The sequence below is a fragment of the Lysobacter sp. Root604 genome (assembly GCF_001427505.1).
Lineage (GTDB): Bacteria > Pseudomonadota > Gammaproteobacteria > Xanthomonadales > Xanthomonadaceae > Lysobacter.
The window spans coordinates 333,630-350,770 of sequence record NZ_LMGS01000001.1 but is presented as its reverse complement, the minus strand read 5'-3'; the positions used below and the strand labels follow the sequence as shown (position 1 = coordinate 350,770).

The window sequence follows — 17,141 nt, the reverse complement described above, 5'->3', positions numbered from 1 at the left end:
ACTCCTCGCGCGGCCTACAGGCCGCGCGACAGCACCAGGCTGGCCAGGGCGCCGCCGCCATCGCGGTTGCTCAGCGCGGCGTGGCCGCCGTGCAGGGCCGCGACCTCGGCCACGAAGCACAGGCCCAGGCCGCTGCTGCGGCTGCCGCCGGCCGGGCGCGACAACGAGTAGAAGCGTTCGAACACGCGCGGCAGCGCGTATTCGGGCACGCCGGTACCGCGGTCGCCGACGTCGACGCGCTGGGCCTCGCCGTCGCGGTACAGGCGCAGCGCGATCTCGCCTTGCGCGGGCGAGAAATCGGCGGCGTTGTCGATCAGGTTGACCAGGGCCTGGCGCAGCAGGAAGGGGTCGCCGTCCAGGGTGGGCAGGTCTTCTGCCAGGTCCAGCGTGAGGCGCAAGCCGCCCTGGGCCAGGCGCGGCGCGCACTGTTCGGCGGCCTCGCGCGCGATCGCGGCCAGGTCCACCGGCTCGGGGTTGTCCAGGCGCTGGCGGTGCTCGACCGCGGCCAGCGCCAGCAGCTTGTCGATCATCTGCGCCAGCCGGTCGCTCTGGCGGCGGATGCTGGCGGCGAAGCGCGCGCGGTCCTCCTCCGCCATCGGCGCCTCGCCCGGCCGCGTTTCCAGCAGCTCGGCGCTGCCGCGTATCGCCGCCAGCGGGCTCTTCATCTCGTGGGTCAGGGTGTGCACGTACTGCTCGACGTACTGCTTGCCCTCGAGCTGGGTGCGCATGCTCTCCAGCGCGCGCCCGAGTTCGCCGAACTCGCCGACCGAGGCCGGCAGCTCGGCGCGGCGGCCGGCGCTGACCGCGTGCGCGTAACGGCGCAGGCCGTTGAGCTGGCGCGACAGCCACCAGGCCGCGAACAGGCCGATCAGCAGCGCGGTGCCCATCAGCACGCCGCCCCAGCGCAGCACCACGCGCTGGCTACGCTCGATGAAGGGCGCGATGGTGCGGTTGGGCTTGGCCACGGTCAGCGAACCAATGATGCGGCCGGCCGGGTCGCGGATCGGCGCGGCCACGTGCATCACGCTGGAGTTGGGATCGTCCGGATCGCTGGGCGTGGAGCGCGCACCGTAGCGCCCGCGCAGGGTCAGGTAGACGTCGTTCCAGCGCGAGTAGTCGCGGCCCAGGTCGCGGCCGTCGCTGTCGAACACCACAATGCCGCGCGCGTCGGTGATGTACAGACGGTAGTTGGTGGCGCGCTTGCCGAAGCCCCAGATCTCGGCGCCGAAGTCGCGCCCGCGCAGCTCGCGCACGCGCCGGGCGAAGGCGCCGTCGTTGATGCGCCCAGCGATGAAATCGTCGGTGGCCAGTTCGGCCAGCACGTTGGCCGAATCCACCAGGGTGTCTTCCATCGCCTGGCGCACGCCGGGCTTGACCTCGGCCAGGAACACCCGCGTCAGCAGCAGCGCGGCCAGCGCGACGATGCAGAAGTAACCCAGAAAAATGCGCAACCCGATCTTCATGCGCGCGGCTCAGTTCGCATCCAGCGAATAGCCCAGTCCGCGGTGGGTGCGTATCGGATCGGACTCGCCGTCGATCTCGCGCAGCTTGCCGCGCAGGGTCTTGATATGGGTGTCGACGGTGCGGTCGCCGCTGTCCAGGGCGTCGCCCCAGACCCGGTCCATCAGCTGCGCGCGCGACAGCACCGCGCCCGGCCGTTGCAGCAGCGCGGCCAGCAGGCCGTACTCGTAGCGGGTCAGGTCCAGCGGCTGGCCGCGGTAGCGGATGCGCTTGCCTTCCGGATCGTGGCGGAACGCGCCCTCGGCCGCGGCCGGCGCCTCGGCCTGGGCGCGCCCGCGCCGCAGCACCACGCGCACGCGCGCGACCAGTTCGCGCGGAGAGAACGGCTTGGTCACGTAGTCGTCGGCGCCGATCTCCAGGCCGAGGATGCGATCGGCCTCGGCATCGTGCGCGGTCAGGAAGATCACCGGCAGGTCGCGCTCGCGGCGCAGCTCGCGGCACAGGGCGAAGCCGCCGATGTCGGGCAGACCGACGTCCAGCACCGCCAGGTCGTAGGCCTGACGCTGGGCTTCGCGCAGGGCCTCGCCGCCGGTCAGGCAGTGCTCGGCCTCGAAGCCCTCGGCGCGCAGCGCGTAGAGCACGGTGGCGGCGATCGCGGGTTCGTCGTCGACCAGCAGGATGCGGGGCATGTGGAAGGCCGGGATTCGGGATTGGAGATTGGGGATTCGTTACGGCAAAGCATAATCGCTAGGCTCAGCGGGTGCCGGTTCTGTATGGTGCGAGTCGCCGCCCAGGCTCAGCAGCCCTTGCCGCCCGACTTGGCTCTTGCGAATCCCAAATCCCAAATCCCCAATCCCGAATCCCGAATCCCGGCTCCAATGAACTACCGCCACGCCTTCCATGCCGGCAACCATGCCGACGTGCTCAAACACGTCGCCCTGCTGGTGCTGTGCGACGCTCTCGCGGTCAAGCCCGCGCCGCTGTTCGCGCTGGACACCCATGCCGGGCGCGGGCTCTACCCGTTGGACGGCAATTCGGCGCTGCGCACCGGCGAGGCCGAGGGCGGCATCGCCCGCCTGCTGGCCGAGGCGCCCAAGCATCCGGCGATCGCGCGCTATCTGGGTGCGGTCAAGGCCTGTCGCGCCGAGCACGGCAGCGCCGCCTACCCCGGCTCGCCCTGGCTGCTCGCGCACGCGCTGCGCGCCGACGACCGCATCGCCGCCTGCGAGCTGCAACCCGAGGAAGCCTCCCAGCTCGAACACAACTTCGCCCGCGACCCGCGCATGGCCGTGCACCAGCGCGACGGCTACGCCGCGATGAAGGCTCTGCTGCCGCCCAAGATCGGCGCCACCCGCTACAACCGCGGTCTGGTCCTGATCGATCCGCCCTACGAGGCGCAGTTGGAGGAGTTCGACACCGCCATCGGCGCCCTGCGTGAGGGTCTGGGGCGCTGGCCGCAGGCCTGCTACGCGTTGTGGTATCCGATCAAGCTGCGGCGCTCGCTGCAGCCGTTCTATCGTCGCGCGGCCGCGCTGCCGGCCAAGTCGGTGTTGGCCGCCGAGCTGCTGGTGCGCGCCGACGATTCGCCGCTGCGCATGAACGGCAGCGGTCTGCTGCTGGTCAATCCGCCGTATCAGGTGGACCAGACCCTGGGCGCGGTGCTGCCCCTGCTGAGCAAGGCTCTGGGCGAAACCCCGGCGGCCAGTTCGCAACTGCAGTGGCTGGCGCGGACCGACGCCTGAGCGCGTCGCGGCTGGTCGGCTAGCGCGCGGGCCGCTGCATCTCGACCAGGTCGTAGCCGGGCGCGAAGCCGTCGGCCACCTCGCGCGTGGCGACGAAACCGTGGCGAGCGAAGAATGCGCGACTGAATTGAGTGGTCTCGATCACGATGCGCTCGAACGCCGGCTCGGCGGCGATGCGACGCAGACGCTCTCGCAACAGATGCTCGCCGTAGCCACGCCGGTGCAGGTCGCGCCTCACCATCCCCCAGCACAGGCCGGCGACCTCGGGCGCGTCGTCCAGGGCCGCGTAGCCGCCGCATGCGACGAGGCCCTCGCCCGGCGCCTCGATCACGAAGTAATCGTCGATTTCGTCCAGGGTCTGGATGAAATCGGCGCGTTCGAGTTCGGCGAAGTAGTCGGGCACGTTGCTGGTGAACAGCGCCAGGCAGGCCGCGCGATCGGCCGGCAGGTACCGTCGCAATCGCATCAATAGCAATCCCAGTGGTAGGCGACACGCCCGAACTCGCCGCGCTTGAGATCGTCGGGGTCGATGAAGAAGTTGGCGATGCCCGAGTCGCCCCACATCATGACCTCGTCGCTGTCGAGCTGCAGCAACAGCACCTGGCGGTCGCCGGCCTCGCGCGGGTCGCTCTGGGTGAAGTCCGGGTGGCCGCCGAACTTGTGGCCGCTGCGCGACAAGCGCTCGAACAGGGCGTCGGTCAGCGCATCGCTGTCCTGCTCGGGATGCGCCCGCACGTAGGCCTCGACGCGCTCGTCCAGCGACTCGCCGATCGCCGCGGGCCAGCCGCTGTCGTTGCTGCCCAGGCTTTCGCGCTCGGCGATGAAGCGCATCCGTCGAGGTTGGTCCGGTTCGAACGGCAGGCGCTGCTCGCCGCCGGGCCGAGCCGGCGGCGCCACCGCCGGTGCGCTCGCGTCGGGCCAATGCACCACGCGAAATCCCCGCGCCTGCCTCAACGCGTCCATGCCGTCGTGCTTGGGGTCGTCGAAGTTGGCGCCGTAATAGTCGCCGCTGTCGGAAATGAAAAACTGCAACAGGCCCTGTTGCGGCGCGCCGTCCAAGCGCGCCTCGGCCAGGTCGACCTGGGCCAGCAGCACCAGCGGCCGGCCACCGGGATCGCGCGGATAGTCGCGGCCCGCGGCCCAGTAGGCGCGGCCGCCGACCTTGCTGGCCTTGAGTTGGTCCTGCGCCATCGGCGTCAGCGCGATATGCCGCACCGGGCGCTCGCTCGCGGCCAGGCGCGGGCGCAGCGAGGCCAATAGCTCCTCGGCCGCACGCTCGCTAAGCGCCTGCGCGGCGGGGTCCGCTTTCTTGGGCGGGGCCGCGCTCACCGCGTCATGCATCCGCCCCCGCAACTCCGCGGTGTAGGCGTAGGCGGCGTACGCCACCACCCCGCCGACCGCCGCCACCAAGCCCGTCGACAACAACACCGCATGCAGCGTTTTCATGCCCGCGTCCCTTCCCTGCCCGATCGCGGCGATTATCGCCCAGCGCCGGCCATGAAAAACGCCACGGGATTTGTGCCCCGTGGCGTCTTCGTTCGCAGCCGTCGCGGCGTCAGAGACCGGCTTTGGTATCCGGCTCGAAGAAGCTCCAGCGCACTTCCGGGAAGGCCTGCTTCATCGCCCGTTCGACCACGTTGATCTGGTCGGTCAGGGCGGGCACGCTGTGCTCTTCGCGCATGCGCGCCTGCACCGACACCATCACCTCGTTGCCCAGCTGCAGGGTGATCACGCTGATGACCTGGGCGATCTCGGGGCGGCCGTTGAGGAAGTCGCGGATCTGCTGCTGACGCGCCGGATCGACGCTCTGGCCGATCAGCATCGCCTTGACCTCGATCGCCACGAACACCGCGACCACGATCAGCAGGGCGCCGATGGCGATGGTGCCGATGGCGTCCCAGATCGGGTTGCCGGTGATCACCGCGGTCATCACCGCGGCCAGCGCGAACACCAGGCCCAGCAGCGCGGCCAGGTCCTCGCCGAAGATCACCACCAGTTCGGCCTGGCGGCTCTCGCGGAACCACTGCCACAGGCTGCGGCTGCCGCGCGCCTTGTTGACCTCGACCAGGCAGGCGCGCATCGACACCGCCTCGGCGGCGATGCCGAAGGTGAGCACGCCGGCCGCCCACCACCACTGCTTCAGCGGCTCGGGGTGCTGCAGCTTATGGATGCCCTCGTAGAGCGAGAACATGCCGCCGACGGTGAACAGCATCACCGCGACCAGGAAGGACCAGAAATAGATCGCCTTGCCGTAGCCCAGCGGGTAATCCGGCGACGGCGGGCGCTTGGCCTGGCGCAGGCCCAGCAGCAACAGCAGCTGGTTGCCGCAGTCGGCCAGCGAGTGCACGGTCTCGGCCAGCATGGCGCTGGAACCGGTGAAGAACGCGGCCACGCCCTTGGCCACCGCGATCGCGAAATTGGCGCCCAGCGCGAACAGAATCGCGCGGGTCGAATCACCACCACCTGCCATGGTCGTCCTGCTCGTGAGGTTCGGAAGCGGCGGAGTCTAGCATCCGCGCCTGCGCGCCCCGGAGGCGCGCGTGGCGGTTGCGGCCGGCCGGTCAATCGGCCAGTTCGCGCTGCAGCTTCTTGCTCAGGCGGGCCCGGATCAGCTCGTAGCTGCGGCGCAGCAAAGCCTGCAGCTCGGCCGCCGGCAGGCGCTGCGGCTGCAGCACGTTGACCCAATGCGCGCGGGCCAGGAACGGCGCCGGGCGGAAGCCGGGGCGCTCGGTCAGCTCCAGGAAACGCTCGTCCTCGACCCGGAAACTGAGCCCGCCCGGCTCCGGTCCCTGCAGCCGGCAGGCACAGAACATCCGCCCGCCGACGCTGAAGACCGTCACCTCCTTCCACTTCAGGTCTTCGACCACCCCGGGCCAGGCGCCGACCCAGGCGCGCAAGGTTTTTTCGTCCATGTGATCCCGAAATGAAGCCGCAACGGCTTCCAGTGTGCCAATATCCGGGCATGGCCGCGCGCGAAAGACTCCCGCCTTGGCACGAGCGTCAGCGTCTCCCCAACGGACGCGAGTTGCTCATCCGTCCGATCCGACCGGAGGACGCCGAGCCGCTGCGCGCGGGCTTCGGCTTATTGCAACCCGATGAGGTTCGTCAGCGTTTTCTTTACGCGCTGAAGGAGCTCACCCCGGAGATGGCCGAGCGCTTCACCCGGATCAATCCCAAGACCGAATTCGCCCTGGTCGCGGCCGAACCGCTGCCGCCCGGCGAAGCCCTGGTCGGCGCGGTGGCGCGCGTGGCCATCGACGACAACGGCAAGGACGCGGAATTCGCGATCCTGGTCAGCCATTTCATCGCCAACATGGGACTGGGCCGCTATCTGATGACGCGGCTGGTGAAGTGGGCGCGCGGCAAGAAGGTCGAGCGCATCTACGGCGACGTGTTCGAGCACAACCACGCGATGATCGCGCTGGCGCAGTCGCTGGGCTTCGAGCGCGAATTCCAGCAGGACGCGCCCGGCCTGATCCGGGTCTCGCTGGACCTGCGCAAGCCCAGCCCGGAGTGACACCCGCGGCGCCCGTCGCGCCGCCCCCGCCCCTGCTTCCCCGCCTCACCGACCGGTGGCTGTCCGTGCCTGCGCGCTCATCGCGTTGGCTAGCGTGCAAGGGACTGGCGGCAGGCCGTGCCGCGCATCCACGGACGGACCGGGCTGGACGCGGATATGAGCATCGACGAAGCACGCCTCAACGAATTCCTGGGCCGCGCGGTCGGCGACCTGGGCGCGGCCATCAGCGCCAGCCTGGTCCTGATCGGCGATCAGCTCGGTTATTACCGGGCGCTGGCCCAAGACGCCCTGAGCCCGGCCGAACTGGCCGCGCGCACCGGCACCCATGAGCGCTACGCGCGCGAATGGCTGGGCAATCAAGCCGCTGGCGGTTACGTGCAGTACGACGCGGCGAGCGGGCGCTACCGGCTCAGCGAGGAGCAGGCGCTGTGTCTGGCGGACCCGGGCGGGCCGGTCGATCTGCCCGGCGCCTACTCCATCGTCGAGGCCGCGTTCCATGCGCTGGAACGCACCAAGGACAACTTCCGCAGCGGCGCCGGCATGGAATGGGGCGAGCACCACCCCTGCCTGTTCCACGGCACCGAACGCTTCTTCCGCGCCGGCTACAACGCGCACCTGCTGGGCGAATGGCTGCCCGCGCTGGATGGGGTGCTCGACAAGCTGCGCCGGGGCGGCAAGGTCGCCGACGTCGGCTGCGGCCACGGCGCCAGCACCACCCTGATGGCCAAGGCGTTTCCGAACACCAGCTTCATCGGCTACGACTACCACCCCGCCTCGATCGAGACCGCGCGCCGTCGCGCCCAGGAGGCCGGCATCGATAACGCCTATTTCGAGGTCGCCGACGCCACCAGCTACAGCGGCCGCAATTTCGATCTGATCGCTTTCTTCGACTGCCTGCACGACATGGGCGATCCGGTCGGCGCCGCGCGCCACGCGCGCGATGCGCTCAAGCCCGACGGCCACTGCCTGCTGGTGGAACCCTTCGCCGGCGACCGCGTCGAGGACAACCTCAATCCGGTCGGGCGGGTCTATTACGGCGCGTCCTCGCAGATCTGCGTGCCGGTGTCGCTGGCGCGGCACGGCCCGGCGCTGGGCGCGCAAGCCGGACAGGCGCGCCTGCAGCAGGTGATGAGCGAGGGCGGTTTCAGCCAGTTCCGGCGCGCCACCCAGACGCCCTTCAACCTGGTGCTGGAAGCGCGGCCCTAGCGCTCAAAAAAATCCCGGCGCGTCGCCGCGCCGGGATCGGGTGTCGCGGGCGATGGACGCGATCAGACGATGGTCAGGGTCACGTCGATGTTGCCGCGGGTCGCGTTGGAGTACGGGCAGACCTGGTGCGCCTTCTGCACCAGCGCCTCGGCCTGCTCGCGCGGCAGGCCCGGCAGCGAGATCTTGAGCTCGGCCTGGATGCCGAAGCCGGCCGGGATCGGGCCGATGCCGACCGCGCCTTCGATCGAGGTGTCGGCGGGCAGGGCGATCTTTTCCTTGCCGGCGACGAACTTCAGCGCGCCGATGAAGCAGGCCGAATAGCCGGCCGCGAACAGCTGCTCCGGATTGGTGCCATCGCCGCCGGCACCGCCGAGTTCGCGCGGGGTGGTCAGCTTGACGTCGAGCACGTTATCGGAAGACACGGCGCGGCCGTCGCGGCCACCGGTGGCGGTGGCATGGGCGGTGTAGAGGACTTGGTCGAGGGACATGATCGGACTCCTAGGTGGTGGGGGCGTTGGGTGGACGAAACCGTCGCCGGTTTCGAAGGTGTTCGGGTGTTGCGTACGGCGGGACTCGATCGGCGACGTGCGCGCAGGCGCCCGCGCCGCTAGCCGGTTCAAAGGTGCTGCATGAGATTGCCGCGCAGCGATTCCAGCTGCGCCTTCATCGATCCGAGCTGCTCGGGCGCGCAGCCGGCCGCGCCGAAGATGCCCATCGGCACCGCGCGTGCCGGTTCCTGCAGCGCGCGCCCGGCCTCGGTCAGCGCGATCACGACCTGACGCTCGTCTTCGCGCGCGCGGGTGCGGTTGATCAGGCCGGCGGCCTGCAGGCGCTTGAGCAGCGGGGTCAGGGTGGCCGAATCCAGATACAGGCGCTCGCCGATCTCCGAGACGGTCAGCTGGTCGCGTTCCCACAGCACCATCATCGCCAGGTACTGCGGATAGGTCAGGCCCAGGCCCGCCAGCAGCTTGCGGTAAACCTTGTTCAAGGCCAGCGAGGTCGAATACAGGGCGAAGCAGAGCTGGTCGTCCAGCTTCAGCGAGGCGGCCTGCGGGGGCTGTGCGTTCGGGGCGGCGGGCTGCGTGTTCATGGGGCGTAATTTACATAGCGCGCTATTTAATAGCAAGCTATTTTATGAATGAAAGATAAATTTCGCCCGCCCCCGCTTCCTGTGGGAGCGGCGTAAGCCGCGATTGCGCCCTCCAAGCAGCGCCGCCGCTCGGTTCTCGCGATCGCGGCTTACGCCGCTCCCACAGAGAGCCGCTCCCACAGAGAGCCGGTTCTACACAGAACCGCTCTTACAGCGAGCCACGCCACTAGAGAGCCCTCCCACAGGGGCCCTCCAAAAGACAGCCCTCTCGCATAGAGCCGTCCTAAGAAAAGCCGCCCCCCGGAAGGCGCTCCCGCAGAAGGCCCTCAGCCCCAGCCTCGCCCCGGAACGAATCGGCACGACAGCGCCTGCGCTCGCCCGTCTCACGCTCTGCGACGCCGGCCGCGTACAAGGAAGTCCCCCGAATACGCACGGGCCGCTCACCGCCCTCGCGTACACTCGGCGCCCATTGCGCTGGCGGCGAAGGCTGCCGGCGCTGCACTCGTTTTGGCCTGCCGCCGCGACGAGCGCCCTCGCCCTCCGTCCTCATCGATCCAGCGTCCGCCGAACCCGATGCCCAAGTTCCCGTTCCCCGCTCCGCCGCTGCCCAAGGCCGGCCAACAACGCGCCTGGTGGCGCGCGCCGGTGTCGCCCTCGGCGCTGGCCTTCCACCTGGCCGCCGCGGCGGCCGCGCATGCCGGCCCGCTGCTGGCGATCGCGCGCGACAACCACGCCGCACACCAGTTGGAATCCGACCTGCGCACCCTGCTGGGCGGCGACGACGAACTGCCGGTACTGCCCTTCCCGGACTGGGAAACCCTGCCCTACGACCAGTTCAGTCCGCACCCGGACATCGTCTCGCAGCGCCTGGCCGCGCTGCACCGTCTACCCACTCTGCAACGCGGGATCGTGGTGGTGCCGGTGCAGACCCTGCTGCAACGCCTGGCGCCGCTGAAGCATGTGGTCGGCGGCAGTTTCGACGTGCGCGTCGGCCAACGCCTGGACATGGACGCGGAAAAGCGCCGCCTGGAATCGGCCGGCTACCGCAACGTGCCGCAGGTGCTGGACCCAGGCGACTTCGCGGTACGCGGCGGCCTGCTCGACGTCTATCCGATGGGCGCGGACACGCCGTTCCGGGTCGAGCTGCTGGACGACGAGATCGAGACCATCCGCGCCTTCGATCCGGAGTCGCAGCGTTCGCTGGACAAGTTCGACGCGGTGCGCCTGCTGCCCGGCCGCGAAGTGCCACTGGACGAGGCCTCGCTCAAGCGCGCGCTGGACGCGCTGCGCGATCGCTTCGATCTGGATACGCGCCGCAGCGGCCTGTACCAGGACTTGAAGGCCGGCATCGCGCCGTCGGGCATCGAGTACTACCTGCCGCTGTTCTTCAACGAAACCGCCACCTTGTTCGACTACCTCGGCGCGAGCGCGCTGCCGGTACTGGGCGAGGGCGTGCTGGAAGCGGCCGAACAGTTCTGGATCAACACCGGTGAGCGCTACGAACAGCGTCGCCACGATCTGGAACGGCCGCTGCTGCCGCCCGACACGCTGTATCTGTCGCCGGACGCGCTGCGCGAACGCCTCAACCAGGGCGAGCGCGTCGAGGTCTGCGGCGAAGGCCATCCGCAGCGCGAGCGCGCGCTCGCGCTGGGCGACCAGCCGGCGCCGGCGCTGCCGTTGGCGGCCAAGGATGCGGCGCCCGCGCAGGCGCTGAAGTCGTTCCTGGGTAGCTACCGCGGCCGCGTGCTGATCGCCGCCGACAGCGCCGGCCGCCGCGAAGCCTTGCTGGAACTGCTGCAGGCCGCCGAGCTGCGCCCGCAGGTGCTGAGCGACTGGAGCGCGTTCGCCGCCGGCGATGCGCGCTTCGCGATCGCGGTGGCGCCGCTGGACGACGGCTTCGCCCTGACCGATCCGGCGCTGGCCGCGCTGACCGAACGCCAGCTGTTCCCCGAACGCGCCTCGCAGCCGCGCCGGCGCAAGCGCGTCGGGCGCGAACCCGAAGCGATCATCCGCGACCTGGGCGAGTTGTCCGAGGGCGCGCCGATCGTGCACGAGGACCACGGCGTCGGCCGTTACCGCGGCCTGATCGTGCTGGAAGCCGGCGGCCAGCCCGGCGAATACCTCGAGATCGAATACGCCAAGGGCGACCGTCTGTACGTGCCGGTCGCGCAGTTGCACCTGATCAGCCGTTACTCGGGCGCCTCGGTCGAAACCGCGCCGCTGCATTCGCTGGGCGGCGAGCAATGGAGCAAGGCCAAGAAGAAGGCCGCCGAAAAGGTCCGCGACGTCGCCGCCGAACTGCTGGAGATCCAGGCCAAGCGCCAGGCCCGCGCCGGCCTCGCGCTGGATCTGGACCGGGTGATGTACGAGCCGTTCGCGGCCGCGTTCCCGTTCGAGGAAACCCCGGACCAGCACGCCGCGATCGAGGCGGTGATCCGCGACCTGGGCAGCAGCCAACCCATGGACCGCGTGGTCTGCGGCGACGTCGGCTTCGGCAAGACCGAGGTCGCGGTGCGCGCGGCCTTCGTCGCCGCCGCGGCCGGCAAGCAGGTCGCGGTGCTGGTGCCGACCACCCTGCTGGCCGAACAGCACTACCGCAATTTCCGCGACCGCTTCGCCGACTGGCCGCTGCGCGTGGAAGTGCTGTCGCGCTTCAAGACCGCCAAGGAGATCAAGTCCGAACTGGAGAAGCTGGCCGAGGGCAAGATCGACGTGATCGTCGGCACCCACCGCCTGCTGCAGCCGGACGTGCGCTTCCCCGACCTGGGCCTGGTGATCGTGGACGAGGAGCAACGTTTCGGCGTGCGCCAGAAGGAAGCGCTGAAGGCGCTGCGCGCCAACGTGCACCTGCTGACCCTGACCGCCACGCCGATTCCGCGCACGCTCAACATGGCCATGGCCGGCCTGCGCGACCTGAGCATCATCGCCACCCCGCCCGCGCACCGATTGGCGGTGCAGACCTTCGTGGTGCCCTGGGACGACGCCCAGCTGCGCGAGGCCTTCCAGCGCGAGCTCGCGCGCGGCGGTCAGGTCTACTTCCTGCACAACGACGTCGAAAGCATCGGCCGCATGCAGCGCCAGTTGCAGGAACTGGTGCCGGAGGCGCGCATCGGCATCGCCCACGGCCAGATGGCCGAGCGCGAGCTGGAACGGGTGATGCTGGATTTCCACAAGCAGCGCTTCAACGTGCTGCTGGCCTCGACCATCATCGAGTCGGGCATCGACATCCCCAACGCCAACACCATCATCATGAACCGCGCCGACAAGTTCGGCCTGGCCCAGCTGCACCAGCTGCGCGGCCGCGTCGGCCGTTCGCATCACCGCGCCTATGCGTATCTGGTGGTGCCGGACAAGCGCTCGATCACCGCCGATGCGCGCAAGCGCCTGGACGCGATCGCGGCGATGGACGAACTGGGCGCCGGCTTCACCCTGGCCACCCACGACCTGGAGATCCGCGGCGCCGGCGAGCTGCTGGGCGAGGACCAGAGCGGGCAGATGGCGGAAGTCGGCTTCAGCCTCTACACCGAACTGCTGGAACGCGCGGTGCGTTCGATCCGCCAGGGCAAGTTGCCCGACGTGGACGCGACCGAAGCGCGCGGCGCCGAGGTCGAGCTGCACATCCCGGCGCTGATTCCGGACGACTACCTGCCCGACGTGCACACCCGCCTGACCCTGTACAAGCGCGTCAGCGGCGCGCGCGACGTCGACCAGCTGCGCGAACTGCAGGTGGAGATGATCGACCGCTTCGGCCTGCTGCCGGACGCGGCCAAGCATCTATTCGCGGTCGCCGAGCTCAAGCTGGCCGCGACCGAGCTGGGCATCCGCAAACTCGACCTGGGCGAGAAGGGCGGCCGGGTCCAGTTCGTCGAAAAGCCGAACGTGGATCCGATGGCGGTGATCCGCCTGATCCAGACGCAGTCCAAGCTGTATCAGATGGACGGCGCCGACAAACTCAAGATCAAGCTGGACCTGCCCGACGCGCCCGCACGCCTGGCCGCGGCCAAGGGTTTGCTGACGGTGCTGCGACAGGCGGCCTGAGCGTAGGGCGCGGCGAGCCAAGGCGAACCGCACCATCGCCCACGCACCGCACTCAACGCCTGTGCGGTGACCACCACACCCTACGCCCCTCGTAGGGTGTGGTGAGCCAAAGGCGAACCGCACCATCGCCATGCACCGCACTCAACGCCGGTGCGATTACCACCGCCCCCCCACGCCTCCCGTAGGCTGCGGTGAGCCAAAGGCGAACCGCACCATCGCCATGCACCGCACTCAACGCCGGTGCGGTTACCACCACACCCCACGCCCCCCGTAGGGTGTGGTGAGCCAAAGGCGAACCGCACCATCGCCATGCACCGCACTCAACGCCGGTGCGATTGCCACCGCACCCCACGCCCCCCGTAGGCTGCGGTGAGCCAAAGGCGAACCCCACCATCGCCTCACCGCGCGCCACGACACTCGCAACGCAAGCGCGGCCCCTAGCCACCGCCATTCCGGCGTACGATGCGATGCCCTTCCGCACTCGCCACGCACCGCCGATGAAAGAGCTGCTGTCCACCCGCACCACGCTCACCCTGGCCGCCGCCGAAGGCATCGCCCAGGCCGCGCAAACACAGGCGCGCGCGGGCGGGCATGCGGTGAGCATCGCGATCGTCGACGACGCCGGCCGCCTGCTGCTGTTCCGGCGCATGGACGGCACCCCCAACGCCAGCGTCGAGGTCGCGATCCGCAAGGCCGAGCACGCGGTCAACTACCGCCGCGACACCGTGTTCCACCAGGAACTGCTGGCCCAGGGCCACACCGTCGTACTCGGCCTGCCGCAGGCGTTGCCGCTGGAAGGCGGCGTGCGCCTGCAACACCAGGGCCAGATCCTGGGCGCGATCGGCGTATCCGGCGCGCCCTCGGCCCAGGACGGCGAGATCGCGCGCGCCGGCGCGCAACGCTTGGACGCTTGAGGACCCCGCGCATGCCTTTCTCGAAAGCGATGTCGATGCTGCTGGCGCTATGCGTGTTGGCCGGCTGCGCAAGCGCGCCGCCGCGCACCGCCACCGCGCTCGAATTCGTGCTGGTGCGCCACGCCGAGAAGGCCGCCGACGATCCGCGCGATCCCAACCTCAGCCCGGACGGCCAGGCGCGCGCGCAGCGCCTGGCCGACAGCCTGAGCGGCAAGGACGTGTTCGCCGTCTACGCCACCGACTACAAACGCACCCGCAACACCGCCGCGCCGACCGCCAGCGCGCATGCGATGGCGGTGACCGTCTACGACGCCAAGCAGCCGGCCGCCGAGTTCGCCGCGCAACTGCGCGCTCGGCATCCGCTGGGCACGGTGCTGGTGGTCGGCCACAGCAACACCGTGCCGGAGATCGCCGCGGCGTTGTGCGGCTGCACGGTCGCGCCGATGGCAGAGAACGAGTTCGACCGCCGCATCGCGATCGTATTCGACGCCCAGGGCCGCGCCAGCCTGAGCGAGACCCGCTACTGATGGCGCAGGCCGCGCTGCCGGCCTGGGACGGCGACGTCGCGGCCGCGCGCGCCCTGCAGGAAACCCTGGCGCGCGAGCTGGTGCTGGAAGACGACTTCCCCACGCCCTTGCGACGCATCGCCGGTTTCGACGTCGGCTTCGAGGAGGAAGGCGCGATCACGCGCGCGGCGGTCGTGTTGCTGGACGCCGACAGCCTGCAGCCGCTGCGGCAGGAAGTCGCGCGCATTCCGACCCGCATGCCCTATGTGCCCGGCCTGCTGAGCTTTCGCGAATTGCCGGCCTTGCTGGCCGCGCTGGAGGCTTTGGGCGAGGCGCCGGACCTGGCCTTCGTCGACGGCCACGGCATCGCCCACCCGCGCGGGCTGGGCATCGCCGCGCACTTCGGCGTCGCCACCGGCCTGCCCAGCATCGGCGTGGCCAAGAAGGTGCTGGCCGGCCGCCACGACGAGCCCGGACCGCAGCGCGGCGACTGCGCGCCACTGCTGTATCGCGGCCGCACCATCGGCCAGGTCCTGCGCAGCAAGCCGCGCTGCCGGCCGCTGATCGTCTCGCCCGGCCATCGGGTGTCGATGGCCAGCGCGCTGGCCCTGACCCTGCACTGCCTGCGCGGCTATCGCCTGCCCGAACCGACGCGTCTGGCCGACCGCCTGGCCTCGCGCCGCGACCGCGGCTGAAGGACAAGGCGCAACGCAGCGGCGGCGCCGAACCGGACACCGGCTGGGCGCAGCCGCGCCACGCTTCGGCGCTGCGGCCCGCGTCTCATGGCCGCGCGCGCACGCGCTCGCCTAAGCTCGGTACCTGACGCTCAACGGGACAAGGAGTCCCCACGATGCAAGGCGTGCTGTTCGTGACCGCATTGCTGGCCTACGCCGGCACCTACACCCTCAGCGTCCATTTCGCGCGCGGCCTGCTCGGCGCCGGGCCCGAGGCCTTCCTGCCGCGCTTGATCGGCCTGACCGCGCTAGCCTTGGCGACCCTGGCCTTCGTGTTCTGGGCCCAGGTCACCTTCGTCGATTCGCAGTTGGCGGCGATGCCCGAGCCGGTCGCGCACGCCCGCTACGCGCAACGCGTGCTGGCCCTGTCGGTCGCACCGGCGCCGGTGATCGCGCTGGGCGCATTGATCCTGGGCTGGCGCTCCAAGCGCGCCCACCGCGCGCAGGCACGGCAGCTGCGCGAGCGTCCCGCCGCGGCGCGGTGAACGCCGCGTCGCGGCGCGCGCGCCGGCGTCGGTTACGATCCGGGGCTCCCGCATCGAGGCCGTCGCCATGAGCCGTCTGTTCGCCGCCCTGCTGTCGCTGACCGCCCTGTCCGCCTGCGCCAGCGGCCCTGGCACCGGCCCCTCCGATGGCGGCGAGCGCAGCGCCACCCTCAAGCCGGGCGAGCGCATCGCCCTGGCCGATCGCTCGCAGCTGCGCTATATCGGCGTGAGCAACGACTCGCGCTGCCCGCCGAACGTGCAATGCATCCGCGCCGGCGACGCCGACGTGAACTTCGAATTCGCGCCCGCGTCGGGCGCCACGCAGGCGCTGAACTTCAACACCGAGCGCGCGACCGTGCTGACCGCCGGCGCCTGGACCATCGAGCTGACCTCGCTGGCGCCCGGCGACGCGCCGGCGGCCACGCTCAAGATCGCCGCCACGCCCTGAGTCCGCGCGGGCGGCGCGGCGCCCAAGGCCCGACGCCGCAACACGCCGTTGCGCGCAGGGCACGCTCGCGCCGCGACCGCCGTGACAAGCTAGCGACCTCGAATTCGCGCAGCCAGAGAGCCACGCCATGAGCACGATCGTCGCCCCCCGCGTCCACGACCTCGGCGGTTTCCAGGTCCGCCGCGCCGTGCCTTCGATCCAGGCCCGTTCGGTCGGGCCGTTCGTGTTCGTCGATCACATGGGCCCGGCCGTGTTCGAACCCGGTCACGGCATCGACGTGCGTCCGCATCCGCACATCGGCCTGGCCACGGTCACCTTCCTGTGGTCGGGCAGCATCGGCCACCGCGACACCCTGGGCAGCGTGCAGGACATCAATCCCGGCGACGTGAACTGGATGACCGCCGGCCGCGGCATCGCCCACTCCGAACGTACCCCGCAGGCGCTGCGCGCGGGCGAGCATCCGCTGCACGGCATGCAGACCTGGGTGGCGCTGCCGCGTTCGTTCGAGGAGACCGCGCCGGCCTTCCACCACCATGGCGCGGCGACGCTGCCGCAGTTGCGCCGCGACGGCGCCTGGCTGCGCGTGGTCGCCGGCCGCGGCTACGGCGAGGAGTCGCCGGTCAAGGTGTTCAGCGACACCCTGTACGTCGCCATCGACCTGGACCCCGACGCCGAACTGGCGATCGAGGACAGCCACGCCGAACGCGCGCTCTACCTGCTCGAAGGCGAGGCCCAGCTGGATGGCGCCGATATCCCCGAAAAGCACCTGGTGGTGCTGGACCCGGGCACGCGCCCGCTGCTGCGCGCCAAGACCCCGCTCAAGGCCATGCTGCTGGGCGGCGAGCCCCTCGACGGCCCGCGCCACCTGTGGTGGAACTTCGTGTCCAGCTCGCGCGAGCGCATCGAGCAGGCCAAGCAGGACTGGCTGGAGGGCCGTTTCGGCCAGGTCCCGGGCGACGACGAGTTCATCCCCCTGCCCGAGCGCTGAGTCCGGCCGGCC

The 17,141-nt window shown here is 70.4% G+C and carries 18 protein-coding genes; 10 read left to right on the top strand and 8 right to left on the bottom strand.

Annotated elements, in window-relative coordinates; all coding sequences use genetic code 11:
- Window positions 1-14 precede the first annotated feature (14 nt).
- On the bottom strand, window positions 15-1,463 hold the full coding sequence (gene creC, locus ASD69_RS01775; RefSeq protein WP_056173224.1) for a two-component system sensor histidine kinase CreC: 1,449 nt from the start codon (window positions 1,461-1,463) through the stop codon (window positions 15-17).
- Between the two features lie 9 nt (window positions 1,464-1,472).
- The gene (gene creB, locus ASD69_RS01770; protein WP_056173221.1) at window positions 1,473-2,150 is read right to left on the bottom strand and encodes a two-component system response regulator CreB; all 678 of its coding nucleotides are present in this window, start codon (window positions 2,148-2,150) and stop codon (window positions 1,473-1,475) included.
- A 189-nt stretch (window positions 2,151-2,339) separates the two neighbouring features.
- Here creB and rlmJ point away from each other — a divergent pair, with 189 nt between their 5' ends.
- Complete coding sequence (gene rlmJ / locus ASD69_RS01765; protein ID WP_056173218.1) at window positions 2,340-3,203, top strand: 23S rRNA (adenine(2030)-N(6))-methyltransferase RlmJ; 864 nt, start codon at window positions 2,340-2,342, stop codon at window positions 3,201-3,203.
- Window positions 3,204-3,222: 19 nt separating this feature from the next.
- On the opposite strand, the gene ASD69_RS01760 is transcribed toward rlmJ, so the two are convergent.
- The 4 genes from ASD69_RS01760 to ASD69_RS01745 all read right to left on the bottom strand — a co-directional run bounded on the left by ASD69_RS01760 (window position 3,223) and on the right by ASD69_RS01745 (window position 6,115).
- The gene (locus ASD69_RS01760; protein WP_056173216.1) at window positions 3,223-3,669 is read right to left on the bottom strand and encodes a GNAT family N-acetyltransferase; all 447 of its coding nucleotides are present in this window, start codon (window positions 3,667-3,669) and stop codon (window positions 3,223-3,225) included.
- Entirely contained in the window at window positions 3,669-4,649 is a 981-nt protein-coding gene (locus ASD69_RS01755; RefSeq protein ID WP_056173213.1) for a DUF1963 domain-containing protein, read from the bottom strand. The genes ASD69_RS01760 and ASD69_RS01755 overlap by 1 nt, the downstream gene beginning before the upstream one ends.
- A gap of 109 nt (window positions 4,650-4,758) precedes the next feature.
- Window positions 4,759-5,673, bottom strand: coding sequence for a cation diffusion facilitator family transporter (locus ASD69_RS01750; RefSeq protein ID WP_056173211.1), 915 nt, complete (start codon window positions 5,671-5,673; stop codon window positions 4,759-4,761).
- A 91-nt stretch (window positions 5,674-5,764) separates the two neighbouring features.
- On the bottom strand, window positions 5,765-6,115 hold the full coding sequence (locus tag ASD69_RS01745; protein ID WP_056173206.1) for an MmcQ/YjbR family DNA-binding protein: 351 nt from the start codon (window positions 6,113-6,115) through the stop codon (window positions 5,765-5,767).
- A gap of 50 nt (window positions 6,116-6,165) precedes the next feature.
- Between ASD69_RS01745 and ASD69_RS01740 the strand changes: the two genes are divergently transcribed.
- Window positions 6,166-6,720, top strand: coding sequence for a GNAT family N-acetyltransferase (locus ASD69_RS01740; RefSeq protein WP_056173204.1), 555 nt, complete (start codon window positions 6,166-6,168; stop codon window positions 6,718-6,720).
- A 156-nt stretch (window positions 6,721-6,876) separates the two neighbouring features.
- Complete coding sequence (locus ASD69_RS01735) at window positions 6,877-7,926, top strand: class I SAM-dependent methyltransferase (RefSeq protein WP_056173199.1); 1,050 nt, start codon at window positions 6,877-6,879, stop codon at window positions 7,924-7,926.
- Between the two features lie 62 nt (window positions 7,927-7,988).
- Here ASD69_RS01735 and ASD69_RS01730 read toward each other — a convergent pair whose 3' ends face one another.
- Together ASD69_RS01730 and ASD69_RS01725 are read right to left on the bottom strand one after the other, a co-directional pair.
- Window positions 7,989-8,414, bottom strand: a complete 426-nt coding sequence (locus ASD69_RS01730) for an organic hydroperoxide resistance protein (protein ID WP_056173195.1) — start codon at window positions 8,412-8,414, stop codon at window positions 7,989-7,991.
- 128 nt (window positions 8,415-8,542) lie between these two features.
- Window positions 8,543-9,016, bottom strand: a complete 474-nt coding sequence (locus ASD69_RS01725) for a MarR family transcriptional regulator (RefSeq protein WP_056173191.1) — start codon at window positions 9,014-9,016, stop codon at window positions 8,543-8,545.
- A 573-nt stretch (window positions 9,017-9,589) separates the two neighbouring features.
- On the opposite strand from ASD69_RS01725, the gene mfd reads away from it, so the two are divergent.
- The 7 genes from mfd to ASD69_RS01690 all read left to right on the top strand — a co-directional run bounded on the left by mfd (window position 9,590) and on the right by ASD69_RS01690 (window position 17,129).
- Window positions 9,590-13,054, top strand: coding sequence for a transcription-repair coupling factor (gene mfd, locus ASD69_RS01720; protein ID WP_056173186.1), 3,465 nt, complete (start codon window positions 9,590-9,592; stop codon window positions 13,052-13,054).
- Between the two features lie 497 nt (window positions 13,055-13,551).
- Complete coding sequence (locus ASD69_RS01715; protein ID WP_056173183.1) at window positions 13,552-13,968, top strand: heme-binding protein; 417 nt, start codon at window positions 13,552-13,554, stop codon at window positions 13,966-13,968.
- Between the two features lie 11 nt (window positions 13,969-13,979).
- Window positions 13,980-14,495, top strand: a complete 516-nt coding sequence (locus ASD69_RS01710) for a phosphoglycerate mutase family protein (RefSeq protein WP_056173180.1) — start codon at window positions 13,980-13,982, stop codon at window positions 14,493-14,495.
- Entirely contained in the window at window positions 14,495-15,169 is a 675-nt protein-coding gene (gene nfi / locus ASD69_RS01705) for a deoxyribonuclease V (RefSeq protein WP_056173176.1), read from the top strand. Before ASD69_RS01710 ends, nfi begins: the two co-directional genes overlap by 1 nt.
- A gap of 155 nt (window positions 15,170-15,324) precedes the next feature.
- Entirely contained in the window at window positions 15,325-15,693 is a 369-nt protein-coding gene (locus tag ASD69_RS01700) for a hypothetical protein (RefSeq protein WP_056173173.1), read from the top strand.
- A 67-nt stretch (window positions 15,694-15,760) separates the two neighbouring features.
- Complete coding sequence (locus ASD69_RS01695) at window positions 15,761-16,141, top strand: hypothetical protein (RefSeq protein WP_056173170.1); 381 nt, start codon at window positions 15,761-15,763, stop codon at window positions 16,139-16,141.
- A 127-nt stretch (window positions 16,142-16,268) separates the two neighbouring features.
- Complete coding sequence (locus ASD69_RS01690) at window positions 16,269-17,129, top strand: pirin family protein (RefSeq protein WP_056173168.1); 861 nt, start codon at window positions 16,269-16,271, stop codon at window positions 17,127-17,129.
- Window positions 17,130-17,141: the final 12 nt, after the last annotated feature.